Consider the following 23906-nt stretch of genomic DNA (forward strand, 5'->3'; position numbering starts at 1 on the left):
TGTGGATGCCCTTGTACGGGAACACAACCCAAGGGGTGGTTAGGAAAATCAGTTATCGGACGGTTAAGGCCAACGTGGACTCGCGCAGAGCCGGCCACTCGGCCGCTCCATACTCACGAGCTGCCGCAAGCCGAAGCCTCGGGCGGCGCGGCCTTGGGCTGTGGGGCGCAACACGCGCTCTGTTTGTCTTCCTGCTTCTCGTGCGCGACACGCGCGGTCCGCTCGCCGGTGCCGTCGCCATAGACGATGCTCTCACCGGTCGTGTGGAACGTCTCCCAGGCGATCCCCGCGGGATCGTCGATCCACGACTTCTCGGACTTGGCATAACAGCACACCGTTTGGCCCTGCTCGATGACCTCGCCGCCGGCCTTGCGCAGCCGTCCGTACACCTCGCCGAGCTCTTCAGCGCTCTCGACCTGAATGCCAAGATGATCGAGGCCCGGTTCGCGGCGTCGGCTCGAGATCGCGAAGTTGACGCGGGGATCGTCGAGCATCCATTTGGCATAGTCTGATTTCACGACCGTCGGCTCGGCCCCGAACAGCGCCGAGTAGAAGCCGACCGATTGCGGGATGTCCTTGACGGCGACGTGAACATGCATGCGCTTCATGGTGCAGTCCCTTTAGGTTAGGGCGGCGACGCTGGATGGATATTCCATCCCAAGCATGCTCAGATATCAACAGTGTTACAACAGGAGTTCTGCTGCGGAATGGATGCGCTGACGCTGTTCGGGTTATTCGCCGTGACCATGATGCTCGTCTGCTATGCGGCCGAAGATCGCAGCCCCTGGTTCATCCTGGCCTTCGCTGTCTCCTGCGCGCTCGGCTCGGCCTACGGTTTCCTGCAGGGCGCCTGGCCGTTCGGCCTCGTCGAAGCGATCTGGGCGGTCGTCGCGGCGCGCCGATGGCTGCTGCGCCGAACCGCAGACCGCGCGTAACGTTATAGTATCCGCGGCCAATCTGTCGCGGACCGGAACTTGAATGCGCGCGGGCACGGCGCTAAGTAGGCCCCATGGACGCTTCGCGCACCATGATTCAGTCTTCTCCTCACGCAACGGGATCGCGCCGCTGGCGCAGCCTGCTTGCGGGACTGATTTCGCTTGCGCTGGTGCTGTCGTTCTTCCACGGCTGGACCTCCGACGGCGATGCCGACGCGGCTCCCGGCTTCTCGATCGCGCAGTCGATCAACGACGCCGGCGGCAAGGCTCCGGCGCATCCCGCCTCGCCTCACAGCGACCATTGCCTGACGCACGTCGCCTCCGTGGCTCCGCAGGAGGCCGCGTTCCCGATCGCCTATGCGCCGCACAGCTACGGCGACACCAACATCGGGCTGCCGGCTTCGGCCGATCGCCGCTCGCCCTTCAAGCCACCCCGCGCCTGATCCGGTCGACGTGACCGGCCGTGCGCTGCTGCCATTCGGCAGCGCGCACCCTTCCGCACAGATCGATGTCGCGACAGCGCAGGGCCATCGGCCTGCGCTGCGGAGAGGCGCATATGAAACGGGTTGTTCTATTTTTCGCCGGCGTGGCCGCCGGCATTGCACTGGTCGTTGTGGCGGCCGGATGGATCGGCTGGCCGGTCAGGTTCCCGGCCGCGACGCAGGAGACTGCGACGACAGACGCAAAGACCGAGGCCCGGCACGAGGCCCCCGGGCATATCGAGCTGAGCGAAGACCAGGTTCGCGAAGCCGGCATCACGTTCGCGCAAGCCAGCGGCGGCATGCTGAAGCGGCATTTCCTCGCGCCGGGATCGCTGATCCCCGATGCGGATCATATCGGCCGGGTCTCGGTGCGCGTGCTTGCGACGGTCACAGAACTGCGCAAGCGTCTCGGCGACGTCGTCGAGAAGGGCGAGATCGTCGCCGCGATCGAAAGCCGCGAGGTGGCCGACGCCAAGAGCGAATACCTCGCCGCACGGCTCACCAACGATTTGCAGCAGACCCTCTACGCGCGGCAGAAGACGCTGGTGGAGACCCGCATTGTGTCGGAAAACGAGTTCCTGCGCACGCGGCTGACCGCGAACGATGCCCAGATCAAGCTCGACGGCGCCCGGCAGAAGCTGTTTGCGCTTGGTCTCTCGGAAAGCGAGATCGCCGACCTGCCGAACCAGCCCCCGGAGAGCCTGCGGACGCAGTTCTTGCGCGCGCCGATCAGCGGCCGGGTGTCCGAACGGCGCGTCGATCTCGGCGGATTGATTGGGCGCGAGGGCCAGGAGAGCGAGCTCTATGTCATCGTCAATCTCGACGACATCTGGGTCGACCTCGCGGTCTCACCCGAAGACATCGGCGCGGTCCGCGAAGGTGTTTCGGTGAAAATCCGCGCCATCGGCACCGAAGATGAAGCCAATGCCGGTGTGATCTTCGTCAGCCCCCTGCTCGACCGCGAGACCCGCAACGCGCGCGTGATCGCGACCATGCCCAACAAGGACCACCGCTGGAAGCCGGGCACCTTTGTCACCGCGGAGGTCCCGCTGTCAGGCGCGCCGTCGACCGTGATCGTCTCGAAGAAGGCGCTTCAAACCATCAAGGGAACGCCGACCGTGTTCGTGCGCGATGCCGACGGCTTCGAGGCGAGATCGGTGCGGACCGGCCGCGAGGACGACGACGATATCGAGATCGTTGCCGGCCTCGCGGCCGGCGAGACCATCGCGGTGCAGAACACCTTCACGCTGAAGGCGGAGTTCGAGAAGGACGAGGCGGAGCACGACCATGATTGAGCGCATCATTGGTCTTGCGATCCGGCGGCGCTGGGTGGTCGTCACATTGACGGCGATCCTGATGGTCCTCGGCGGCCTTGCATTGACGAAGCTGCCGATCGACGCGGTGCCCGACATCACCAACAAGCAGGTCCAGATCAACACCGTGGCCCCGGCGCTGTCGCCGGCCGAAATCGAGAAGCAGATCACCTTCCCGATCGAGACGGCCCTGGCCGGCGCGCCCGGCCTCGAGAGCACGCGCTCGCTCTCCCGTAACGGCTTCTCGCAGATCACGGCAGTGTTCAGCGAGGCCACCGACATCTATTTCGCCCGCCAGCAGGTCGGCGAGCGCCTGACCGAAGTCCGCGCGCGCCTGCCGCAAGGCATTGAGCCGCGGATCGGCCCGACCTCGACCGGCCTTGGCGAAATCTACATGTGGACCGTCCATTACTCTGGCCAAAAGGTGCAGACCGACGGCGCGCCGGGCCTGCAAAGCGACGGCCGCTTCCTGACGGCGGACGGTCAGATGCTGCAGAGCGAGGTCGAGAAGGACGCGTATCTGCGCACGGTGCAGGACTGGATCATCAAGCCGCAGATCAAGATGGTGCCTGGTGTCGCCGGCGTCGATACGATCGGCGGATACCTCAAGCAGTATCAGGTCCATCCCGATGCGGCGAAGCTGATTGCGCTCGGTCTCACCTTCGCCGACGTTGCCAAGGCGATCGAGACCAACAATGTCAGCCGCGGTGCGCGCTATATCGAGCGCAACGGCGAAGGCTTCGTCGTGCGCTCCGGCGGCCGGCTCGAGAACATTGACGAGCTCGGCGCCGTCGTCGTCACCACCCGCGGCGGCGTCCCGGTTCGGATCCGCGACCTCGCCACGCTTTCGATCGGCGGTGAGACGCGCACCGGCAGCGCCAGCGAGAACGGCCGCGAGGTCGTGGTCGGCACCGCGCTGATGCTGATCGGCGCCAACAGCCGCACCGTGTCGGCCGCGGTCGACGCCAAACTGCGGACAATCATGCCATCCCTGCCGGCCGGCATCGAGGTCAAGACGGTGCTGGATCGGACCCAGCTGGTTGATGCAACGATCGGCACCGTAGCGCGCAACCTCAGCGAAGGCGCATTGCTTGTGATCGCCGTGCTGTTCGTGCTGCTCGGCAATTTCCGCGCGGCATTGATCACGGCGCTGGTGATCCCGGTCGCGATGCTGATGACCGCCATCGGCATGTGGCAGGGCCGGATCAGCGCCAATCTGATGAGCCTTGGCGCGCTGGATTTCGGCCTGATCGTCGACGGCGCCGTGATCATCACCGAAAACAGCCTGCGTCACCTCGCCGAGAAGCAGCATGCTCTCGGCCGCGTGCTGACGCGCGATGAACGGCTGGCGACGGTGCGGGCCTCCGCTGTGGAAATGGTGCAGCCGAGCCTCTACGGCCAGGCCATCATCCTCCTGGTCTATGTGCCGCTGCTGACCTTCACCGGCGTCGAAGGCAAGATGTTCGAGCCGATGGCGCTGACCGTGATCCTTGCGCTTGCGGCCGCCTTCGTGCTGTCGCTGACGCTGGTTCCGGCGCTGATCGCGATCGGCATCACCGGCCGCGTGCAGGAGCAGGAAAACCGGCTCGTTGCCGCCCTGAAGCGCTGCTACAGCCCGCTGCTCCGGCGCGCGGTTGCAACGCCTGTGCCGGTCATCGCGGTGGCGGTCGTGCTGTTCGCAACCGCCATGTTCGGGTTCTTCCGCCTCGGCCAGGAGTTCATCCCCTCGCTCGACGAGAAGAACATCGCCATGCACGCGCTCAGGATTCCGAGTACGGCGCTGTCACAGTCGCAGGCGATGCAGCTGTCGGTCGAGAAGGCCGTCAGCCGCTTTCCGCAGGTGTCGTCCGTCTTCTCCAAGACCGGCACCGCAGAGGTGGCGAGCGATCCGATGCCGCCGAACGCGTCCGACACCTTCATCATCCTGAAACCGCGCGAGCAGTGGCCGGACCCATCGCTGACCAAGGAACAACTGATCGAGGACATCTCGAAGGCGGTCGGCCGGCTGCCCGGCAACGTCTATGAGTTCACCCAGCCGATCCAGATGCGCTTCAACGAGCTGCTCGCCGGCGTTCGCGGCGACATCGCGGTCAAGGTGTTCGGTGACGAGTTCGGGCCGATGCAGAAAGCCGCCAACCAGATTGCATCAGCGCTGCGCAGCGTGCGCGGCGCGACCGACGTCAAGGTCGAACAGGCCGGCGGCCTGCCCGTGCTCGAGATCAAGGTCGATAAGGCGGCGATCGCCCGGCGCGGCCTCAGCGTTTCGGCCGTGCAGGACGTGATCGGTGCCGCGGTCGGCGGTCAGGATGCCGGTGTTGTGTACGAAGGCGATCGCAGCTTCGACATCGTGGTGCGATTGCCGGAGAGCGTGCGCTCCGATCTCGAGGCGCTGAGCAATTTGCCGGTCGCATTGCCGAAGGCGACGCCGAGCTCGCCGGTGCAGAGCCTGCCGCTCAACCGCGTCGCCCAGTTCTCCTTCACCGAGGGGCCGAACCAGATCAGCCGCGAGAACGGCAAGCGCCGCATCGTGGTGACAGCCAATGTTCGCGGCCGCGATCTCGGCTCGGTGGTCGAGGAAGCCCAGGCAAGAGTCACGCAATCGGTGCAGCTGCCGCCGGGCTATTGGATGACCTGGGGCGGCCAATCCGAGAACCTCGCCGCGGCGCGCCAGCGCCTGGCCGTCGTGGTGCCGGCGTGTTTTGCGATGATCTTCCTGTTGCTGCTGGCGGCGATGGGCTCGGCCCGCGATGCCCTGCTGGTGTTCAGCGCGGTGCCGCTGGCGCTCACCGGCGGCATCGCCGCACTTTGGCTGCGCGGCATGCCGTTCTCGATCTCAGCGGCGGTCGGCTTCATCGCGCTGTCGGGCGTTGCGGTGCTGAACGGGCTCGTGATGCTGAGCTTCATCCGGCAGTTGCGCGAGCGCGGCGTGCCGATGCGGGAAGCCATCGAGCGAGGCGCCCTCACCCGCTTCCGCCCCGTGGTGATGACCGCCTTGGTGGCCTCGCTCGGCTTCGTGCCGATGGCGTTCGCCACCGGCACCGGTGCTGAGGTGCAGAAGCCGCTCGCCACCGTCGTGATCGGCGGCCTGATCAGCGCGACCCTGCTGACGCTCGCCGTGCTGCCGGCGCTCTATGCCCGGTACGGGCATGCCGGCAGCGCTGCGCGCAATGAGAGAACCGCGATTCAGCCTGCGGAATGACGGTGTGTTGACCGGCGTCCTGCGGGAAAAATCCGGCCGTTACAGCGCCGAGCAAGCGCTGTAACATTTCTGTCATATGGCAAAACTAAACGAAGGCTGCGGCGGGCTGCCGCGGGGCTTCATCAGGGGGAACAGCAATATGCGTCGTGCCATTACCTTACTGTCCGCGAGCATGATCGCGCTTTCGGCGGGCGCCGCCTCGGCGCAGAACGCCAAGCCCCGCAACCTCATCCTGTTCGTTCCGGACGGCCTGCGTGGCGGCATCGTGACGCCGCAGACGGCGCCTGCGATGGCGGAAATCCGCGACAAGGGCGTCAACTTCAAGAATTCGCACTCGCTGTTCCCGACCTTCACGATGGCAAACAGCTCGGCGCTGTCGACCGGCCATTATCTCGGCGACACCGGCACCTTCTCCAACACGATCTATACCGGCTACACCTCGGCGCCGGCGGGCGACACCGTGGTCCCCTTCATCGAGAACGACGCGGTGCTCGCCGATGTCGACGATCACTTCAACGGCGACTACCTCAACGAGGAGACGCTGCTGAAGATGGCCCGCGGCCAGGGTTTCAGCACCGCCGCCATCGGCAAGGTCGGCCCGACCCTGCTGTTCGACCACACCGATCGCGGCAAGAACACGATCGTGGTCGACGATTCCACCGGCGGCAAGACCGGCGTGCCGCTCTCCGACGAGATGAAGGACGCGCTGACCAAGGCCGGTCTTCCGCTCGCCACCCCGAGCCGCGGCGACAACGCCAAGGCGGGCGATGCCAAGACGCCCGGCACCACGGTCGCCAACGTGGCGCAGCAGGCCTACATGGCCGACGTCGCGACCAAGGTGGTGCTGCCGATGTTCAAGGCGCGCAACAAGCCGTTCGTGCTGGTGTTCTGGTCGCGCGATCCGGACGGCAGCCAGCACAACACCGGCGACAGCCTCAACACCATCACCCCCGGCATCAACGGCCCGACCTCGATGGCGGGCATCAAGAACGCCGACAACAACCTCGCGCAGCTGCGCAAGGCGCTCGACGAGCTCGGCCTTTCCGCCGACACCAACATCATGATCTCCTCCGACCACGGGTTCTCGACGATCTCGAAGGAGAGCAAGACCAGCCCCTCGGCCAAGATCGCCTACAGCGACACGCCGAAGGATTTCCTGCCGATGGGCTTTCTGGCGATCGACCTCGCCAGGGCGCTGGACCTGCCGCTGTTCGACCCCAACGACAAGAACGCCAAGGTCGCCCACAACGCACACCCGAAGGCCGGCAACGGCGTGCTCGGCCAGGATCCGGCCAAGCCCGATGCCGTGATCGCGACCAATGGCGGCTCGGACCTGATCTATCTGCCGAACCGCGACAAGAAGCTCGCCGACCGCGTCATCAAGGCGCTGCTCGAGCAGGACTATGTCAGCGGCCTGTTTGTCGACGACAAGCTCGGCACCTTCCCCGGCACGCTCCCGATGTCGAACCTCAATCTGAAGGGCAAGGCGGTGACGCCGAACCCGTCGATCGTGGTCAATTTCCGCTCCTGGTCGAGCGGTTGCGAGATCCCGACCAACTGCTCGGTGCAGATCGCCGACACCGTGCTGCGCCAGGGCCAGGGCATGCATGGCAGCTTCAGCCGCGGCGACACCTTCAACTTCACCGCGGCGATCGGCCCCGACTTCAAGGCGGGCTATGTCGATCCGCTACCGGTCAGCAACGCCGATGTCGGCATGACCGCCGCCCAGTTGCTCGGCCTGCGCGCGCCGAACAATGGCGGGCTGATCGGCCGAGTGATGTCGGAGGCGCTGCCGAACGGCATCGTGCCGAAGATGGTCGAGGGCACCATCATGTCGAAGAAGCCGTCGGCCAACGGCCTGCGCACCGTGTTGAAATTCCAGCGAGTGCTCTCGACCCGCTATTTCGACGTCGCCGGGTTTCCGGGGCGGACGCTCGGACTCGAGGAAACCGGCGGCAAACAGAAAACGGCGGGGAAGTAATCCCCGCCGTTTTCGTCGAATTCCAGTTACGCGGGATGATGGCTTACATCATCCCGATGTCGAACACGTTGGGGAGCTGCGCCGCGAGCGGCAGCGCGGTCGCGCCGACCAGCGTCGCTACCATCGCCGCCAGCGCGCGGCCGGTGCGGCGCTGACCGCGCATCTGGCCCGCGATCCACTCCAGGACCTTGGTGTCCATCTTGGCGCCCTGCCTCGGCGCCCAGCGATCGATCTCAGTGTCGGGCGACAGCGCCACCGTGCGCGGCGGCACCGGCAGGCCGGACTCGGAGGCGGCATGGTGGGCGATCGCCTTGGCGAGCAGATCGTCGAACCGGCCGCCATCGCTGCGCTCGGCGGCGGCCTCGTTGATCGCGAACAGCGCCTCGATCTCGGCCCGGCTGATCGGCTGATGCTCGACCGCGGCCGCCGTCAGGATGCGCGCGCACCAGGCAGCGTCATCGGCATCGAGAGACCGGGAGAAATGGATGCGGCCCTTGGTGGTCGGGCCTTCGCCGGTGATCACGCCGTCGCGCACGATGGTGAGCGCATGGGCGGCAGTCTTGCGGCAGGACGGATGCAACGCACCGCTGAGAGGCTCAGCGGTCTTGGTACTTGGGGTAGACATTGTGGGAGCTTTCAATTCCTATCTCAGGCCAGCTTTTCCATGCGGGCGTAAACGAGTGGTTAATGATTCGGAACTTGCGTTCCGAGATTTTTAGATGGTTGCTATTTGGTCGCTTTAAACGTCGTCACGGTTCAGTCCTATAGCAGCCAGGGCCGGCGTGATGACTGCGATAAGCGGCATTATCTGGGCATTTCCAAGCCTTTGTGCCGCAGCTGATATTTCGCCGCAGGGATCCAGATCAAAACAAGTTGCTTGGAATTCCACCCTCAAGGAGAAATGTTTCACCTTTTTTCAGAACCCGTTCACTTAAGCCTTATCCCGTCCTATACTGGAACAGACAGCCTCAAATACAAATTCAATCGCAACTTCAAAGAGATGAGGTAAAATCATGGCACTTCAGATTGGCGCCGTCGCCCCCGACTTCGAAGCCGAGACGACCGAAGGAAAGATTAAGTTCCATGACTGGATCGGCAACAGCTGGGCGCTTTTGTTCTCCCATCCCAAGGACTTCACCCCGGTCTGCACCACCGAGCTCGGTGCGCTCGCCCGCCTGAAGCCTGAGTTCGACAAGCGCGGCGTCAAGCTGATGGGCTTGTCGGTCGACCCGGTGGACCGCCACGCCAAATGGTCCGACGACATCAAGGAAACCCAGGGCGCGGCGCCGAACTATCCGATGATCGGCGACACCGATTTCAACGTGTCAAAGCTCTACGACATGCTGCCGGCCTCGACCTCGGGCGATCCCCTCACCCGCACCGCCGCCGACAACCAGACCGTCCGCAACGTGTTCGTGATCGGACCGGACAAGAAGATCAAGCTGGTGATGGTCTATCCGATGACCACCGGCCGGAATTTCCAGGAGATCCTGCGCTCGATCGACTCGCTGCAGATGACCGCCAAGCACCGCGTCGCCACCCCTGCCGACTGGAAGCAGGGCGAGGACGTGATCATCGCGGGCTCGGTCAGCGACGACGAAGCCAAGACGATCTACCCGCAGGGCTGGAAGGCGCCGAAGCCTTACATCCGCATCGTGCCGCAGCCGAAGTAGCGGCAGGCTCACTGCGTCCGGGTGACCCGCGCACAGACGATCATCGTCTGGTTTCGTGACGATCTGCGGCTGTCGGATCACCCGGCGTTGCATGAGGCGGCGGCAAGCGGCGCGCCGGTCGTCGGCCTCTATGTGCGCGACGAAGAGAGCCGTGCATTGATGCCGCCGGCCGTACGTCGGCTCGGGGGTGCGACGCGCTGGTGGCTGGCGCAGTCGTTGCGCGCACTTGGCAAGAGCCTCACCATGGCAGGCGGATCGCTGGTGCTGCGCACCGGACCGGCCGCGTCGGTGATCGCCACGTTGGCGCGCGAAATCGGCGCACGCGCCGTATTCTGGAACGACATCGCGCAGGCTCCGCATCAGGCCGTTGCCAGAGAAGTCGAAGCCGCGCTCGCAAGTGACAGCATCGACTCGCAAATTTTCCGCGGCGATCTGCTCGTCGAACCGAAGGCGCTCCGCAACAAGGACAACCGGGCCTTGCGCGTGTTCACGCCGTTCTGGCGGCGCGTCCAAGGCCTCGGCGATCCGCCAAGGCCGTTGCCGGCGCCGAAAAGACTCACATCCATCGGCGGCATCGCGAGCGACGCCCTCGATGACTGGGGTCTCGAACCGACACGGCCGGATTGGGCCGGCGGCCTGCGCGAGACCTGGACACCGGGTGAAGCCGCGGCGCAGGCGCGGCTGAAGCGATTCCTCGATGAGGGGATCAGCGGTTACGCCGACGACCGCGATCGGCCCGACCGCGACGGCACCTCGCGCCTGTCGCCGCATCTGCGCTTCGGCGAGATCAGCCCGCGGCAGGTCTTTCACGCGGCCCGCTTCGCCGCCGCGGAAGACTCGCGCCTTGCCGGCGACATCGACAAGTTCCTCAGCGAGCTCGGCTGGCGCGAATTCTGCCGCCATCTGCTGTTCGACGTCCCCGATATGGCGGATCGGAACTTGCAGGAGCTGTTCGATGCCTTTCGGTGGAGGCGCAGCGCTCTCGCCCTGGAGGCGTGGCAACGCGGACTCACCGGCTATCCGATCGTCGATGCCGGCATGCGCGAGCTCTGGCACAGCGGCGTGATGCACAACCGGGTGCGAATGGTGGCGGCCTCGTTCCTGGTCAAGCACCTCTTGATCGACTGGCGCACAGGCGAACAATGGTTCTGGGATACGCTGGTCGATGCCGATGCCGGCTCCAATCCCGCCAACTGGCAATGGGTCGCGGGCTGCGGCGCTGACGCCGCGCCCTATTTCCGCGTCTTCAATCCGGTCCTGCAGGGCGAGAAATTCGATCCCGACGGCGGCTATGTCAGGCGCTGGGTGCCGGAGCTCGCGCAGCTCTCCAACGAGCTGATCCATCAGCCCTGGACAGCGACACCGATCGAGCTGGCGAGCGCCGGCATCGAACTCGGCAAGACGTACCCGCCGCCGATCGTTGATCACAAGCAGGGGCGCGAACGCGCGCTTGCAGCTTACGCGAAGATCCGTCGCAAAGACTAAGCGCGGCGATTGACCAGCAGCACCGCCGCGGCGCAGGCGGCCATGCCGGCAATGGCGACATGATCCAGCCGCTCGTCGAACAGGACGTAGGCCATCAGCGCGGTCACCGCCGGCACCAGATAGAACAGGCTCGCGACCGAGGTCGCGGCATGGTGACGGATCAGCCAGTACAACAGCCCGATCGAACCGATCGACAGCGCGAACACGAGCCAGGCCAGCGCCAGCACGAACTCGCCGGTCCAATGCACCACATTGGTCTCGAACACAAAGGCGCCGATACCGAAGAAGATCGTCACCGCGATGTACTGCACCAGATTGCCGGCGCGCCAGTCGATCCGGTTGCAATAGCGCCGTTGATAGAGCGTGCCCAAGGTGATGCTGATCAGCGAGACGCCGGAGGCGAGCCAGCCCCACCCCGCCTCGCCCGTCATCGGCCGGTTGTGCAGGATCAAGACGACGCCGGCGAGGCCGAGCACCAGCCCGCCCCATTGCAGCGGCGTGACGCGCTCGCCCAGCCAGCGGTTGGCAATGGTCGAGGTCAGGATCGGCTGCAGGCCCGGGATCAAGGCCGAGAGCCCCGCCGGAACCGAATGCGCGATCGCAATCGCGGTGCCGCCGAGATAGAAGCCGTGCACTAGGATGCCGGCGACCGCGCTGTGGAAAATACCAGTCCGGTCCGGCCAGTTCGGCCGCGCGATCGCGGCGATGACCGCCATCACCACCACCACGAACGCCATCCGGATCGCCAGATAGGTCAGCGGCTCCGCATTGTTGATGACGTATTTGGTGCCGATGAATCCGGTGCTCCACAGCACGACAAAGATCGCCGGCGCCAGACGAGCGGCAGTTTCCTCGAAGCTCTTGTTCATTGCAGACCGTCATTGCCTGAAGATGAAGCAACCAGCAATCGCGAATTTTGTGGGGTGCCGCGCCTGTTTCCGCAAGCACACTTTCTTCCCGGCGCAAGCAGGCACGACAGTGGGGATGAGTCGCAATTCAAGATGACCAACACGCGGTGTCATCACCCGCGCATGACGCCGGAAGGAAGGAGAATGAGAGCTCACGGCTCTTTCCTGGCGTCGTCCCTGCGAAAGCAGGGACCCATACTCCGCGGCGGTTGTTGTGAACGGGACTCGTCGTATCAGCATCGCGCAACAATCAGCATTTGTGGTTATGGGTCCCTGCTCCCGTGCGCAATTGCGCACTAGGCAGGGACGACACTGGCTGTGTTGCGCGGTCAGTGGTTTGACAGGTTTTCACTGAGTTGCCCGTCGGGTCGACTTGCCGCGGTGACAGAGGCTCGCGAGCTCGCCGACCTCGCCAGTCCTCTCACGCGAAGCGCCGGCCGCACGCGCTGCCAATCACGACGATTTGTCCTCAGGGATGCCATGCGCGTTTATCGGATGCGACATGCCGCCCTCACCGATACGCTTCGGTGGAATCTCGCAGCCGTCGGTCGCGGCACGTTCCGGATTGCACTGGAATATACCGTCGCCGAATACCGGCGGCCAAAAACACTGCACAAGAAGAGCCGGCCACGAGCCGGACAAGAAGAAAAACAATGGATCAAGTGGCGTTGGTCGTCGTTCGGGCGGTCGAGAGCGGCGCGACGACGACGAAAGATATTATCGGCGTGACCAGATTGTCGCGTCTCAAGGTCGAGCGTGCACTGAGCACGCTGGAGAAGCAGAAGCTGCTCCTCCGCGAACGGCAGGGCTCGTGGGCCCTCGGCTTTCCCGTGGCTCCGACGGTCAGGCAATGTGGATCATGCACCCTCTGCTGCAAGGTGCTTGAGGTGACCGATCTCAGCAAGCCGGTGAATACGGTCTGCAGCCACATCCTGGCGGGCGGCGGATGCGAGATCTACCACGAGCGTCCCCGGCAGTGCCGCTCATTCAGCTGTGCCTGGCTGCAAGGCCACCTCGATGATGATTGGTTTCCCGAGACCACGGGCATGGTGCCGCATTTCGGGCTCGACGCGCTGAATGTGCAGGTCGACCTCGATGATCCCGACCGCTGGCGCGAGGAACCCTATTTCAGCAAGCTGTGCGAACTTTCGTTGAAGGGCCTCAGGGTAAGTGAAGGGCGGCCGTATGCCACCCTCGTCATCGTCGGTCAGGACCGCTACCTGCTGCTCGGGCGGACCATCGTGCCCGATCCAACGCTGTTCGGCACCGCCTTCGTGCCGATTACGCTCGACACCTTCCGCTACTGGAAGGCAACATCGCTTGAGCATCTGCAGCGGTTGAACGATCGGGTCATGGAGATCCAGCGCATCCAGCAGGAGTTCGGCCATTGCGCCATCCCTGACGACGACGATCCCTCCCCGCCTTACCGGCCGGCTCTTCTCCAACGGTCGAAGGAACTGGGCGTGATACGCACGACGTGACGACAGCCGGACACAGCGCAGGTCAGCTCGTCATCTCAGGTGATACTTCCTGCCGTTGGTATTCGGGTCTGTGTTGTCGCTGGTCGAGAACATCAAGGCCGGGCCGAAGTAATTCCAGGTGTCCCGGTAAAATGCGAAGCGGCCGGCACCCTTGTCGATGATCTCTTGCTGGGCGGTGTTCGCGGGCCCGAGAAGCCGGTCGTCTTCGTACAATCGGGCAGTCTCGAGCGTGCCGTCCACGTATTTGACGGGGATGAGATACGCATATCCCTTGTAAAGACGGAAGGCGCCACGCAACAGGTTCCTGTCGATCGGACTCGGAGGAACCAGAAAAAGGAATGCGCTCGACGCCAAGGCAAAGAGCGTCGATCCGATCGCGATGCACGTGCTGGCAGATGTCCTCAACGATACTTTTCCCTTGGCTCTTGCTTGCGAGGCTTCCCGCCTTCTGTAGCGCGCGCCTGCGGCGCAGACAACCGACCGCCCGCCGCCACGCCTTGTTGCGAGCCGGATCTGGCTCGCGATATTTCCGCATCGAACGACAATCAGATTGTCGCCGCGCGGCCGGCTGATCGGCCCAGGACTGCCATCAGCACCGTCGCGACGGCGCAGCACGCGAGCGCAACCTCCCAGCCTCCGGTCGCATCATGGGCAAGTCCGGCGAGCGGCGGACCCGCAGCGGCGAGCGAGTAGCCGAGGCACTGCGCCATGCCGGACAGCGCGGCCGCCTGGTGGCTATGCGAGGTTCGCAGGCTGACGAATGTCAAGCCGAGGATGAAGGCTGCACCCGCCCCGAAGCCGAACAGCGCGACCCACAGCATTGCGAGCGACGGACACTGCCACAATCCCAGCAGCGAGACGCAGGTTGCAAGCGACACGGCAATCGCAATCCCGCGCTGGTCCTTCATGCGCCGGACCATCGGCCCGAGGATCAGGCCGGGAAGCGCGGTCGCCAATTGCAACACACCGTGCAGCGTACCCGCCGTCGCCGCCGGGTAGCTTGCCTGCACGAGGATGGCGGGCAACCATCCGACGATGATGTAGAACACCAGCGAGGTCAGGCCGAGGAAGCCCGTCACCTGCCAGGCGAGCAGCGAGTGCCAGATGCGCCCGCGATGCGGCGACGAGGCCAGCTCGACCGTCGGGGCCGAGTGCGCCCCCAGGTGGGGTGCCCAGGCTATCAGCGCCACCAACGGAAAGATCAGCGTGCTCGCAAGCGAGAGATGCCAGTTCGATCCCGGGATTTGGGCGAGCGGGATTGCCACGACCGATGCGAGCGCCTGGGCCAATGCGGACGTGATCGCGTAAGCGCCGGTCAGGCTGGCGATGCGAGTCGGAAAGTCCCGCTTGAGCAAGCTCGGCAGCAGCACATTTCCAACGGCGATTCCGGCACCAATGGTGGCGGTGCCCGCGAACAGCGCCCAGACCGGACCGGACGAGCGCAGCGCGATCCCGGCCGCGATGACAAGCAGCGCACCGAACAGCGACCGCTCGATGCCCCATTCGCGCCCGAGCACAGCTGCAACCGGTGAGATCGCGGCGAACGCCAGCAAGGGCAGCGTCGTCAGGATTCCGGCCTCCGCCGCGCTGATCCCGCTGGTCTCACTGATCATGCCGAGCATCGGCGCGACGCCGGTAATGGGCGCGCGGAGCGTCGAGGCGATCAGCAGGATCCCCGTCAACAACAGCCCCTGCCCGCCCAGCGTGCGCATCGGTGCTATCATCGTCATCGCATGCTCCTGCCCATCTGAATGCGCCAAGCTATCGACTTGGCTGTCGGAAGAATTTACATATCTATTCTATCGATCGCTAAATTCGGTCACTCAACGGGTTTCCAGCTCCGTTATGGGCTTTCAACTTCGCTATCCCTGGCCGGACCTTGATCCGGATGACGTCGCGGCGGCGGCCATCGCCGTGCGCCTCGACGTCACCGAAAACAAGGTCGAGGCGGCCGAGCATGCGCACCGGAAGGGACAGCTCGTCTTCGCGCTCGGCGGCGGCGTGATGTGCCGCGTTCCGAACGGGTTGTGGATGGTGCCGCCGCATTGCGGCGTCTGGCTTCCAGGCGGCACGCGCCACACCAATATCGCAACCGCCAATGCACGAATCTTCTTCGTCTTCATCGAGCCCGGTGCCGCCGACCTGCCCGACCGCTGCTGCGCATTGTCGATCTCACCCTTGCTGCGAGAGCTGATCATCGCGCTTTCCGACCGTATGCAGCAGGACCACGGCACTGAAACCCTCGTTGCGCAATTGCTGCTGAGCGAATTGCCGCGTATGCCGCTGCAGCAGCTGCATCTGCCGATCTCGCCCGAGCCACGCTTGCGACGGATCGCGGCAGCGCTCGCCGACGATCCGGCCGATCGCCGCACGATCGCCGAATGGGCCGAACGCGTGGCGCTGAGCGAGAGCAGTCTCGCGCGTCTCATCCTGAGGGAAACCGGCCTGACATTCGGACGCTGGCGTCAGCAACTGCATTTGATCGTCGCGTTGCGCGAACTCTCCGCCGGCGCGAGCGTTCAGCAGGTCTCGTCCGAGCTCGGTTATGAATCCGTCACAGCCTTCATCACCATGTTCAAGAAGGCGCTCGGCAAGCCACCGGCGAAATATCTCAGCGATATCATGCAAGGGAGCGGCTCGGCGTTCGCGGCTGGCGGGCGAATTTAGGAACACCGGTCGGCAACGGACGTTTTCGACATATCGGGCGAACGACAAGCGAGCCGCCTACGCCAAGCCAATGCAGCGAGGATGCCAGATGCCCTACGCGCTGTTCGATCGCGACAGACAGATCGACAAGGCTTTTCCGACGGAGAAGCAAGCGTGGGAACATGCACTGATCTGCGGACTGATCTTCGACGTTCCGGTCGCGGATGAAGCGCCGGGCCAAGTGCTGCCGGCCGGCTATCACATGAAGCGAATTCCCGGCGACAGCGAAGTGTTCGAACCGGCGCCCGAATGGAAGTTACCGAACGAAATTTCGTGATCGGCCCGCGGCAGGGTTGCCGGTTGCGATCGTGACGTTGCGCGATAAGTAACGCCGAACCAGACCAACAATTCAGGATGAGCGCATGGCCGAAACCGGCAAGATTTTTCACGTTCGCTGCGTCGACAACACGTTGCAGCGGGACACGCTTTCGCTTGGGCGCGTCTACGAGGTGACAAGGGATATCGAACGTGACGGCTATTACGAGCTCAGCGGATTGGGCCGCTTCAGCCGGTCCAGATTCGAGGTTGTCGAAACGAACGACGACACGGCTGAAGTCCGGCAGACGTCCCGATCAAAATAGACAGGAGAGCGCGATGCCCAGAGGCGACAAGTCGAGCTATACCGATAAGCAGAAGCGGCAGGCCGAGCATATCGAGGAAGGCTACGAGACGCGTGGTGTTCCGGATCGCGAGGCCGAGCGGCGCGCATGGGCGACCGTCAACAAGGAGACCCACGGCGGCAAGAAGAGCGGCTCCGGCCGAGGCACGCGCGAGGATCATTCCCCGTCGCGCAAGGGCGGCAAGCTCGGCGGCAAGGCGGCCGCGAGCCGCCCCGCGGCGGAGCGGTCGCGCTCGGCGAAAAAGGCGGCACGTACCCGCAAGCGCCGGGCCGCCTGACCGGCCGCGGGCGCCCCCACAGACAGCAAGACAATACCGCACGCCCGAGCATGATCCGGGAAAGTGCGCAGCGATTTTTCGAAAAAATCATGCTCAAACAAAATCATGCTCAAACAATGAGCTAGAACGCGATGACGACGGCACCCGATCTCATCGCGCGTTAGGCGACGGCTCGCAAATGCGTGATCGGGTGCCACCACCGGTTGCCTTCATTTCGGCACCTATCGGGAACAGGCTGTCGGCCCAGGAAGCAAAAGCGAAGCAAAGGCGGCCACCGCAGGGGGTGCCTGCAATTGACGTATCGGTCCCATAGCAGCTGGCAGGACGTGGATCTGCGCAATCTCGTCCGGGTCATATCGGCCTGCACCCTCGGGCTTTGGGCATTTGCGGCCGGCCTCCTGATCGGGACCTTCCTGCTTTGATGGATCAGCGCGGCACGCGCCGCCTTCCTACCCGCCGCTCAAGTGATGCGCGGCGACGAACAGGACGAGCGCACTAAGCACCAATGCCGATGTAGCGCCGGCAACGCTACGCGCGAGTTCAGCCTTCGAAAGATTGGATCTGGTTGCCATTGCAGCCTCCCGTTCGCGCGAGCTGAGCCACAGCCGCTCCGGCGGTCAGGCTCGCTCATGGAGACATTCGCATCACCAGGATGAACGCATCCTGAGCAAAACGAACCGCCGGCGCCTCTGTTCCAAAATCTGACCCAGGGGATCGCTTTCGGAACCCGGGCGTTGACCGCATGCGGCAAGCCGGCCGAGCCGCGCCGGAATTGGAAATCGGAGATGCCATGGTGATCCGCTGGGGGACACCCTCGGCTGGATCATCATCGCTGTCATCTTCAGCCTTGCCTCGCGCGGCAGCCTCGACATCCTCTCGGTCGCGCAGGCGCAGTTCGGCACCCTCGCCTTCCTCGCGGTCAGCTTCACGATCGGCCGGCGGCTGGTGTTCCGGCTGATCCGCTGGGCCAACGACAATCTGGTCTCTTCGGCGGCGGTGATCACCGTGATCCTGCTGTTGATGAGCGGGATGGCGATGATCACGCATCTGATCGGCGTGCACACCGTGCTCGGCGCCTTCATCGCCGGCATGCTGGTCGGGGAATCCCCGATCCTGACCCGGCAGACCGACGAGCGGCTGCGCGGGCTGATCTCGAGCCTGTTCATGCCGGTGTTCTTCGGGCTTGCCGGCCTCAGCGCCGACCTCACGGTGCTGAAGGATCCGTCGGTGCTGGGGCTGACCGCGGCGCTGGTGCTGATTGCGAGCATCGGCAAGTTCGGCGGCGCCTTCGTCGGCGGCGCGCTGGGCGGGCTGACGCGGCAGGAATCCTACGCACTGGCGAGCGGCATGAATGCGCGCGGCTCGACCGAGGTGATCATCGCCACCATCGGCCTGTCGATGGGGGTGCTGAGCCAGACCATGTTCTCGATGATCGTGACCATGGCGATCCTGACCACGATGGCGATGCCGCCGATGCTGCGCAGCGCGCTGGCGCGGCTGCCGCTCGGCCAGGACGAGAAGGAGCGGCTGGAGCGCGAGGAATATGAGCAGCGCGGCTTCGTCGCCAATCTCGAGCGGCTGCTGCTCGCGGTCGACGAGAGCAGCAACGCGACATTCGCCGCGCATCTCGCCGGCCAGCTTGCCGGTGGGCGCGGCCTGCCGATCACTGTGCTGCATGTCGGCGCCAATGCCAAGCTGCAGGAGAAGAACCGTGCCGATGAGGAGAGCCCCGAGGCGGCGGTCATCAACGCGGCCAAGGCGAGCGCCGAAGCCGATGCCGACGGCGGCGGCAATGTCGACGTCATCAGCCGCGCCCGCGAGGAGACGGCGGCGGAGGCGATCGCCGAGGAAGCCAAAAAAGGTTTCGACCTGCTGGTGGTCGGCATGGACGCGGTCGCCGGTCCCGACGGCGGCTTCGACCGGCGGCTCGACGACCTGACCTCCGGCTTCGACGGCCCGCTGGCGATCGCGGCCGCCAAGGGCGTGCACGAGAAGGAGCCGACGGCGAATGCGCGGAAGATCCTGGTGCCGGTCTCGGGCAGCAACGTCTCGCGGCGCGGCGCCGAGGTCGCGATCGCGCTGGCGCGCCTTTCGAGCGAGCCGCTGCAGGTGGTCTACGTCTCGACCACGCGCGACAAGGGCGCCCGCCGCACCAGCCCCAGCATGTCGCTGGCGCATGAGGAAGCCATCCTGAAGGACATCGCGGCGACCGCGGCGCGCTACGACATCAACGTAACGACGCGGCTACGTGCCAACACCGCACCTGAGGTCGCGATCCTGCAGGAAATCGCGTCAAGCCGGGCCGACCTCGTCGTGATCGGCGTCGACCGCATCCAGGGCGACAGCCTGAATTTCGGCAGCATCGCAGCGGCCGTGCTCGGCAAGTCGAAGGCGTCCGTGCTGCTGGTGTCGGATGGCGACGTCAGGCCCAAGACCTGAAACCCGAAGACTTGAAGCCCGAAGACCTAGAACAAGGACCTGAGGAAGGAGGTTCGAAGCGCGAGCGCGTCCGCGCCTACCACTCTTCCGGACAGGGATCGACGATCTTCCAGAGATCGACCCCGTTCTTGATCTTCTTCATCTCGGTGGTGAGCCCGCCATTGCGGCGGATCCAGTCCTTCACCGTATCGGGGTAGTAGGACATCAGGTCGGAGGTGCCCTCGAGGCTGGTGACCTTGATGCCGAAGGTGAAGGCCTTGTCGTAATAGGCCTGGTGGAAGCCGATGCTGGCCCGCGGCGTAACGCAGATCTTGTTCAGCGGCACGATGCCGAACACCAGCGTGCAGGCCGAGTTGCAGATGCCGTCGATCACGACGCGCTCGCGGCGCTCGCGGATCTGCTTGTACTTGGCCTTGTACTCCTCGACATAGCCGCCATGGTCGCGCGTGATGTGCAGCACCGCCCGCGCGGGCGTCGCGGCCAGAACCGAGAGCAGCAAGGCGACAAGGGGCGTGATGCGCATGGATCGTTCGAAACCGCGGGAAAGGCCGGGCCCGGGCGGACCTGACCGCAAGACTCTGGCCGGACTGTGTTGGCAATCCGTTAAGCATCCGCAAAAAGGCAAAATTTGGCGCGCTGTGGCTGATTTCCCGCAGCTTTTGGCCCCGATTCCGGGTTAAATGGACCCCGGGGCGGCCCACAATGCCGATTCCCGTAAATGACCGGAGGCCGCCCATGACCAAGACCAAGCTTTTCGCCGCCCTCGCTCTGGCCGTGATGGCCCTGACCCCGGCGGCTGCGGCCGACCTCACGGCCCATCCGCGCCACCACCGGCATCACCACCACGCCCATTGGGGCCTGCCCTACCACATCAGCTATCTGCACAATTACGGCCCCGGCCCGACTGCCGGCAGCTTCGCCTATTACGACGGCTCCCCGCGCAACAAGTGCTACCAGAGCGCGGCCGCCTATATCGGCCAGGACCACCGCCGGCATCCCTGCTTCTGACGGCTATAAGGGAGACGGCGGGACGTGCCGGCACCGCTGGGTGCCGCGCTCCGTGCCTGCCTGCTGGCCCTCCCCGCCCAAGTCTGATAATCGACCCGCTACGCGCTCGTAGCTCAGCTGGATAGAGCATCGGATTTCGATTCCGAGGGTCGGGAGTTCGAATCTCTCCGAGCGCGCCAGCGATTTTACCGATAGATCAATAATTTAAGCCGCGCTCATTTCGTTCTGAGTGAGCGTTTTCGCGTTGCGTCTGTTCTGAAGCGATGCTGCAAGATGAGAACGACCCCGACGCCGCGCGCCGAGGCCGCCCCTGTGGCTCCCAGCCGGATTGGGGGTATGAGAGCCGGGAGCCGGAAGACACTACTTCCAAAACCACCGCTCGTTCCTGCCGCCAATAGCACCAATAGGGATTACCTCCCGGCCAGGCTCGCCGAAAAACGATATCAGAATTGGAGTGATGGTATCGGCCGCCCTGCCGACGAGAGGGACAGTTAGCAAATCGGCAACTAGATCGGCGCAGGCTTCTCAGAGGGACGGGACCGTTGGGGACGCAGCACGGTCACGTTTCGGAGGAGCTGACGTGTAGGCCCTGGCGTCGGCTCCTCTCTTAGAAGCTTGTGTGAGTTCGGCAACAGCCGTCTCTCCGCGGATCTGCTAAGGAAATGACACTGGGAATTTCAGGGCCCCAGCGCTGGGAATGACAGGGCGCCGCCGGGACAAACCATTTCGGGCCCGGCGGCGTAGCTTTTAGGTCGGCGTCACAGTATCGATGCCGAGCGATCCGAGCACCGCGCGAGCTCGATCCGGCAGCCGATTGTTGCAGCGATCCTGCCACGAAACCATTTTCATCAGCGGACGAAACCGGGCGGAAACATTTGACCGGTACCACTTCTCCCAAACAATAATGGGGAAGTGTCATGATGGAAGCGACCATTGTCGCGCTGCTGCTCCTCAGCGCCGCTGTGTTTTTTGCGCACGCCTACGACGCCCTGCATACGCATTGACGGGATCGGCATCGCTTAAGTCTGCGTATCGTCCACCAGGGTCTGTGGGCTTGCGCGAGCCATCGACCGCGCCCTAATCCCGCCCGCCCTTCTCTCCGAACCACCGCCGGCACGCCCGGCTGAAGCTCGTCGCGTCGGTATAGCCGAGCGCGGCCGCTATTTGGTCGCGCGATTGGGTGCCTGCCGCGAGCATGATCCTCGCGCGCTCGCGTAGCACGCCGTCGAGCAGCGGGCGGAAGGCGCAGCCGGTCTCGGCGAGCCGCCGCACCAGCGTTCGCCGCGAAGTGCCGACGAGGCGCGCGGCCTCCTCCTCGGCGAGGCGCCGCGGCAGGCGCGCCGCGATCAGGCGCTCGACGATCCCCGCCAGCGCCGCGGTGTCGGGCTGCGGATTTTCGATCGCCTCGAGCGCTTCAATGGCCTTGGCGTGCAATTGCGGATCGGCAAACGGCGACGGCCGTGCGCCGAGCGCTTTCGGCACCTCGAAGATGAAGGCGGCGGCGTTGAACTTCACCGCGCAGGAATAATGCTCGAGCAGCCGCTCCGCGCCCGCAGGCGGCGACCAGGGAAATTGCAGTGTCGCCTCACCGATCGCATCCTCGAGCAGCTGCACGTACACGGCGTGCACGTTGAGGCTGACCGCCAGCGCCACGGCGTGCCACAGCCCTTCGTCCATCGCGACGGCGGGAGAGATTTCGATCTGGATCGCGCGCGCTGTCTTGCGCAGCCGGTTGCGGACGAAGGGCGCGCGGGTCGACCCGAAGCGCGCGCCGGTCGCCAACGCATCCGCGATGGTCGGCGCCGTCCTGGTCGCGACATCGAGCGCGCCTTGCAGCGATGTCGACCACACCGCCGCGGCCGACAACGGCCACAGCTCGCCATGCCGGCGGGTGATGTTGGCCGCCAGCACCACCAGCGAGGATACCGGCATGTGAGCGCCGGGCTGGTCGAGCGCCTCGAGCCGAATTCCGGTGCCCTTCAGCAGCTCGTCGCGATCGCCTCGCGTCTGGCCAAATGCCCGCACCAGGGCCCGCGCATAGGCCGCGGAGACCGGCGTGCGAAGGGCATCGGATTCCGATCCGTGCATGGCGTCGGCGACCTCCCCCTCGCGAACGTCCGGCCGAACAAGCTTGGCGCAAAATGCCACAAAATTGGCCTGTTGTGAACTGGCGGCGCAGGCCCGCCTGGCGGCATGCTTGGCCCAACAATGGCGAACGCCGCCTCGCAAGAGATGCTGGAGGGAATGCGATGATCTTCACGGGCACCAATGCTGCTGGCGAAACGATCACCTACCGGGACGGCAAACGCTATCTCTGGATGCTCTCGTTCATTCCGCCGCTGATCCCGCTGTTGTCCTACTGGCTGTTCCTGCGGACACACAATCCGCTGGTGACGCTGATCCCCTTCGTCTTCATCTTCATCCTGATCCCGTTGCTCGACGTCGTGTTCGGCGAAGACACCCACAATCCGCCGGCGGAAGTGGTCGCCGCGATGGAGGCCGATCCCTATTACCTGCGGCTCGCGCGCATCACCGTGGTATTTCCCTGGATCAACTACGTCGCGCTGATCGCCTTCTTCGGCACCCAGGATCTGCCGTGGTGGTCCTATGTCGCCTTGCTGCTCGGCGTCGGCACCATCAATGGCGGCGCGCTCCTGATCGGGCACGAGCTCGGCCACAAGCCGGACAGGCTCAACATCCTGTTCGGCATGCTCGCCAACTGCGCGGTGGGCTACGCGCATTTCCGCGTCGAGCACAATCGCGGCCATCACACTTGGGTCGCAACCCCCGAGGACCCCGCCAGCGCGCGCTTCGGTGAATCGATCTATGCGTTCGCAACGCGCGAGTTGCCGGGTGCATTCAAGCGTGGCTGGCGCAACGAGGCCGAACGGCTGACCCGGCGCGGCGAGCCGGTCTGGTCGGTCAACAACGAGATCCTGCAAGGCTTTGCGCTGACGCTCGTCGTCGCCGCCGTGCTGATTGCGCTGTTCGGCTGGAAGGTCGCGCCGTTCATCGTCGCGCACCATTTCCTCGGCTGGTACGCGCTGACCCAGGCCAACTATGTCGAGCATTACGGGCTGCTGCGCGAGAAGCTGCCGAACGGCCGCTACCAGGCGGTCGAGCCGCGCCACTCATGGAATACCAACCACATCGTCTCGAACCTGATGACGTTCCACCTGCAACGTCACTCCGACCACCACGCCAACCCGATGCGCCCCTACCAGTCGCTGCGCGATTTCGACGACATCCCGCGGCTACCGAACGGCTACACCGGCATGTTCGGGCTGGCGGCAATCCCGCCGCTCTGGTTCCGCGTGATGGACCCGAAGACCCTGGCCTGGGCCGGCGGCGACAAGAGCAAGCTGAACCTCCGCGATCGGCCCGCGAGCTCGTGATCGC

Annotated in this window: 22 protein-coding genes and 1 tRNA gene; 16 read left to right on the forward strand and 7 right to left on the reverse strand. The window is 64.8% G+C overall.

The annotated features are described in order from the left end of the window. Nucleotides 1–113: 113 nt before the first annotated feature. Nucleotides 114–608, reverse strand: coding sequence for an ArsI/CadI family heavy metal resistance metalloenzyme (locus ACVMDN_RS19835; RefSeq protein WP_057017045.1), 495 nt, complete (start codon nucleotides 606–608; stop codon nucleotides 114–116). Nucleotides 609–707: 99 nt separating this feature from the next. On the opposite strand from ACVMDN_RS19835, the gene ACVMDN_RS19840 reads away from it, so the two are divergent. The 5 genes from ACVMDN_RS19840 (at nucleotide 708) to ACVMDN_RS19860 (ending at nucleotide 7910) form a co-directional block, all read left to right on the forward strand. Next, nucleotides 708–935: a hypothetical protein gene (locus ACVMDN_RS19840; protein WP_076831245.1), complete on the forward strand. Its 228-nt coding sequence runs from the start codon at nucleotides 708–710 to the stop codon at nucleotides 933–935. A 92-nt stretch (nucleotides 936–1027) separates the two neighbouring features. Beyond that, a complete protein-coding gene (locus ACVMDN_RS19845) occupies nucleotides 1028–1378 on the forward strand; it encodes a hypothetical protein (protein ID WP_168858090.1) in 351 nt (116 codons plus the stop codon). 113 nt (nucleotides 1379–1491) lie between these two features. Then, a complete protein-coding gene (locus ACVMDN_RS19850; protein WP_456835037.1) occupies nucleotides 1492–2712 on the forward strand; it encodes an efflux RND transporter periplasmic adaptor subunit in 1221 nt (406 codons plus the stop codon). After that, nucleotides 2705–5929 carry an efflux RND transporter permease subunit gene (locus ACVMDN_RS19855; protein WP_456835036.1) on the forward strand — a complete coding sequence of 1075 codons (3225 nt, stop codon included), beginning with the start codon at nucleotides 2705–2707 and terminating at the stop codon, nucleotides 5927–5929. Before ACVMDN_RS19850 ends, ACVMDN_RS19855 begins: the two co-directional genes overlap by 8 nt. Before the next feature lie 139 nt (nucleotides 5930–6068). Then, nucleotides 6069–7910 carry an alkaline phosphatase family protein gene (locus ACVMDN_RS19860; RefSeq protein WP_456835035.1) on the forward strand — a complete coding sequence of 614 codons (1842 nt, stop codon included), beginning with the start codon at nucleotides 6069–6071 and terminating at the stop codon, nucleotides 7908–7910. Between the two features lie 43 nt (nucleotides 7911–7953). On the opposite strand, the gene ACVMDN_RS19865 is transcribed toward ACVMDN_RS19860, so the two are convergent. After that, a complete protein-coding gene (locus ACVMDN_RS19865; RefSeq protein WP_057017042.1) occupies nucleotides 7954–8535 on the reverse strand; it encodes a hypothetical protein in 582 nt (193 codons plus the stop codon). A gap of 388 nt (nucleotides 8536–8923) precedes the next feature. Here ACVMDN_RS19865 and ACVMDN_RS19870 point away from each other — a divergent pair, with 388 nt between their 5' ends. After that, nucleotides 8924–9583: a peroxiredoxin gene (locus ACVMDN_RS19870; RefSeq protein ID WP_028337644.1), complete on the forward strand. Its 660-nt coding sequence runs from the start codon at nucleotides 8924–8926 to the stop codon at nucleotides 9581–9583. 21 nt (nucleotides 9584–9604) lie between these two features. Further along, nucleotides 9605–11068 carry a cryptochrome/photolyase family protein gene (locus ACVMDN_RS19875; protein WP_456835034.1) on the forward strand — a complete coding sequence of 488 codons (1464 nt, stop codon included), beginning with the start codon at nucleotides 9605–9607 and terminating at the stop codon, nucleotides 11066–11068. Here ACVMDN_RS19875 and ACVMDN_RS19880 read toward each other — a convergent pair. After that, a complete protein-coding gene (locus tag ACVMDN_RS19880) occupies nucleotides 11065–11937 on the reverse strand; it encodes a DMT family transporter (protein WP_050385698.1) in 873 nt (290 codons plus the stop codon). The genes ACVMDN_RS19875 and ACVMDN_RS19880 overlap by 4 nt on opposite strands. A gap of 692 nt (nucleotides 11938–12629) precedes the next feature. Between ACVMDN_RS19880 and ACVMDN_RS19885 the strand changes: the two genes are divergently transcribed. Then, nucleotides 12630–13457, forward strand: a complete 828-nt coding sequence (locus tag ACVMDN_RS19885; RefSeq protein ID WP_057015859.1) for a hypothetical protein — start codon at nucleotides 12630–12632, stop codon at nucleotides 13455–13457. A 30-nt stretch (nucleotides 13458–13487) separates the two neighbouring features. On the opposite strand, the gene ACVMDN_RS19890 is transcribed toward ACVMDN_RS19885, so the two are convergent. Then, nucleotides 13488–14072: a hypothetical protein gene (locus tag ACVMDN_RS19890; protein ID WP_244558931.1), complete on the reverse strand. Its 585-nt coding sequence runs from the start codon at nucleotides 14070–14072 to the stop codon at nucleotides 13488–13490. Next, nucleotides 14003–15187, reverse strand: a complete 1185-nt coding sequence (locus tag ACVMDN_RS19895) for an MFS transporter (protein WP_076831262.1) — start codon at nucleotides 15185–15187, stop codon at nucleotides 14003–14005. The genes ACVMDN_RS19890 and ACVMDN_RS19895 overlap by 70 nt, the downstream gene beginning before the upstream one ends. 115 nt (nucleotides 15188–15302) lie before the next feature. Between ACVMDN_RS19895 and ACVMDN_RS19900 the strand changes: the two genes are divergently transcribed. From ACVMDN_RS19900 to ACVMDN_RS19920, 5 genes are all read left to right on the forward strand, one after another. After that, entirely contained in the window at nucleotides 15303–16124 is an 822-nt protein-coding gene (locus ACVMDN_RS19900; RefSeq protein ID WP_076831265.1) for an AraC family transcriptional regulator, read from the forward strand. 88 nt (nucleotides 16125–16212) lie between these two features. Continuing rightward, a complete protein-coding gene (locus ACVMDN_RS19905; RefSeq protein WP_076831268.1) occupies nucleotides 16213–16440 on the forward strand; it encodes a hypothetical protein in 228 nt (75 codons plus the stop codon). Between the two features lie 85 nt (nucleotides 16441–16525). Beyond that, the gene (locus tag ACVMDN_RS19910) at nucleotides 16526–16744 is read left to right on the forward strand and encodes a hypothetical protein (protein ID WP_076831271.1); all 219 of its coding nucleotides are present in this window, start codon (nucleotides 16526–16528) and stop codon (nucleotides 16742–16744) included. A gap of 13 nt (nucleotides 16745–16757) precedes the next feature. After that, nucleotides 16758–17060 carry a hypothetical protein gene (locus tag ACVMDN_RS19915; RefSeq protein WP_050385697.1) on the forward strand — a complete coding sequence of 101 codons (303 nt, stop codon included), beginning with the start codon at nucleotides 16758–16760 and terminating at the stop codon, nucleotides 17058–17060. Between the two features lie 801 nt (nucleotides 17061–17861). Next, a complete protein-coding gene (locus tag ACVMDN_RS19920; protein WP_256521410.1) occupies nucleotides 17862–19499 on the forward strand; it encodes a universal stress protein in 1638 nt (545 codons plus the stop codon). A 76-nt stretch (nucleotides 19500–19575) separates the two neighbouring features. Here the strand turns inward: ACVMDN_RS19920 and ACVMDN_RS19925 are convergent, their stop codons facing one another. Next, nucleotides 19576–20022, reverse strand: coding sequence for a hypothetical protein (locus ACVMDN_RS19925; RefSeq protein WP_018272072.1), 447 nt, complete (start codon nucleotides 20020–20022; stop codon nucleotides 19576–19578). Nucleotides 20023–20234: 212 nt separating this feature from the next. On the opposite strand from ACVMDN_RS19925, the gene ACVMDN_RS19930 reads away from it, so the two are divergent. Together ACVMDN_RS19930 and ACVMDN_RS19935 are read left to right on the forward strand one after the other, a co-directional pair. After that, nucleotides 20235–20507 (forward strand): hypothetical protein, encoded by a 273-nt coding sequence (locus ACVMDN_RS19930; RefSeq protein ID WP_076831273.1) that lies wholly within the window; start codon nucleotides 20235–20237, stop codon nucleotides 20505–20507. A 102-nt stretch (nucleotides 20508–20609) separates the two neighbouring features. Next, a tRNA-Arg gene (locus ACVMDN_RS19935) sits at nucleotides 20610–20686 on the forward strand. An 898-nt stretch (nucleotides 20687–21584) separates the two neighbouring features. On the opposite strand, the gene ACVMDN_RS19940 is transcribed toward ACVMDN_RS19935, so the two are convergent. Continuing rightward, entirely contained in the window at nucleotides 21585–22595 is a 1011-nt protein-coding gene (locus ACVMDN_RS19940; protein WP_143271114.1) for a helix-turn-helix domain-containing protein, read from the reverse strand. Between the two features lie 161 nt (nucleotides 22596–22756). Between ACVMDN_RS19940 and ACVMDN_RS19945 the strand changes: the two genes are divergently transcribed. After that, on the forward strand, nucleotides 22757–23902 hold the full coding sequence (locus tag ACVMDN_RS19945; protein ID WP_076831278.1) for an alkane 1-monooxygenase: 1146 nt from the start codon (nucleotides 22757–22759) through the stop codon (nucleotides 23900–23902). Nucleotides 23903–23906: the final 4 nt, after the last annotated feature.

The sequence above is a fragment of the Bradyrhizobium sp. USDA 4510 genome, from assembly GCF_054059095.1.

Coding starts and splice junctions, on each gene's coding strand:
- ACVMDN_RS19835 (WP_057017045.1), bottom strand. CDS start 608: ATGAAGCGCATGCATGTTCACGTCGCCGTCAAGGACATCCCGCAATCG.
- ACVMDN_RS19840 (WP_076831245.1), top strand. CDS start 708: ATGGATGCGCTGACGCTGTTCGGGTTATTCGCCGTGACCATGATGCTC.
- ACVMDN_RS19845 (WP_168858090.1), top strand. CDS start 1,028: ATGATTCAGTCTTCTCCTCACGCAACGGGATCGCGCCGCTGGCGCAGC.
- ACVMDN_RS19850 (WP_456835037.1), top strand. CDS start 1,492: ATGAAACGGGTTGTTCTATTTTTCGCCGGCGTGGCCGCCGGCATTGCA.
- ACVMDN_RS19855 (WP_456835036.1), top strand. CDS start 2,705: ATGATTGAGCGCATCATTGGTCTTGCGATCCGGCGGCGCTGGGTGGTC.
- ACVMDN_RS19860 (WP_456835035.1), top strand. CDS start 6,069: ATGCGTCGTGCCATTACCTTACTGTCCGCGAGCATGATCGCGCTTTCG.
- ACVMDN_RS19865 (WP_057017042.1), bottom strand. CDS start 8,535: ATGTCTACCCCAAGTACCAAGACCGCTGAGCCTCTCAGCGGTGCGTTG.
- ACVMDN_RS19870 (WP_028337644.1), top strand. CDS start 8,924: ATGGCACTTCAGATTGGCGCCGTCGCCCCCGACTTCGAAGCCGAGACG.
- ACVMDN_RS19880 (WP_050385698.1), bottom strand. CDS start 11,937: ATGAACAAGAGCTTCGAGGAAACTGCCGCTCGTCTGGCGCCGGCGATC.
- ACVMDN_RS19885 (WP_057015859.1), top strand. CDS start 12,630: ATGGATCAAGTGGCGTTGGTCGTCGTTCGGGCGGTCGAGAGCGGCGCG.
- ACVMDN_RS19895 (WP_076831262.1), bottom strand. CDS start 15,187: ATGACGATGATAGCACCGATGCGCACGCTGGGCGGGCAGGGGCTGTTG.
- ACVMDN_RS19900 (WP_076831265.1), top strand. CDS start 15,303: ATGGGCTTTCAACTTCGCTATCCCTGGCCGGACCTTGATCCGGATGAC.
- ACVMDN_RS19905 (WP_076831268.1), top strand. CDS start 16,213: ATGCCCTACGCGCTGTTCGATCGCGACAGACAGATCGACAAGGCTTTT.
- ACVMDN_RS19910 (WP_076831271.1), top strand. CDS start 16,526: ATGGCCGAAACCGGCAAGATTTTTCACGTTCGCTGCGTCGACAACACG.
- ACVMDN_RS19915 (WP_050385697.1), top strand. CDS start 16,758: ATGCCCAGAGGCGACAAGTCGAGCTATACCGATAAGCAGAAGCGGCAG.
- ACVMDN_RS19925 (WP_018272072.1), bottom strand. CDS start 20,022: ATGCGCATCACGCCCCTTGTCGCCTTGCTGCTCTCGGTTCTGGCCGCG.
- ACVMDN_RS19930 (WP_076831273.1), top strand. CDS start 20,235: ATGACCAAGACCAAGCTTTTCGCCGCCCTCGCTCTGGCCGTGATGGCC.
- ACVMDN_RS19940 (WP_143271114.1), bottom strand. CDS start 22,595: ATGCACGGATCGGAATCCGATGCCCTTCGCACGCCGGTCTCCGCGGCC.
- ACVMDN_RS19945 (WP_076831278.1), top strand. CDS start 22,757: ATGATCTTCACGGGCACCAATGCTGCTGGCGAAACGATCACCTACCGG.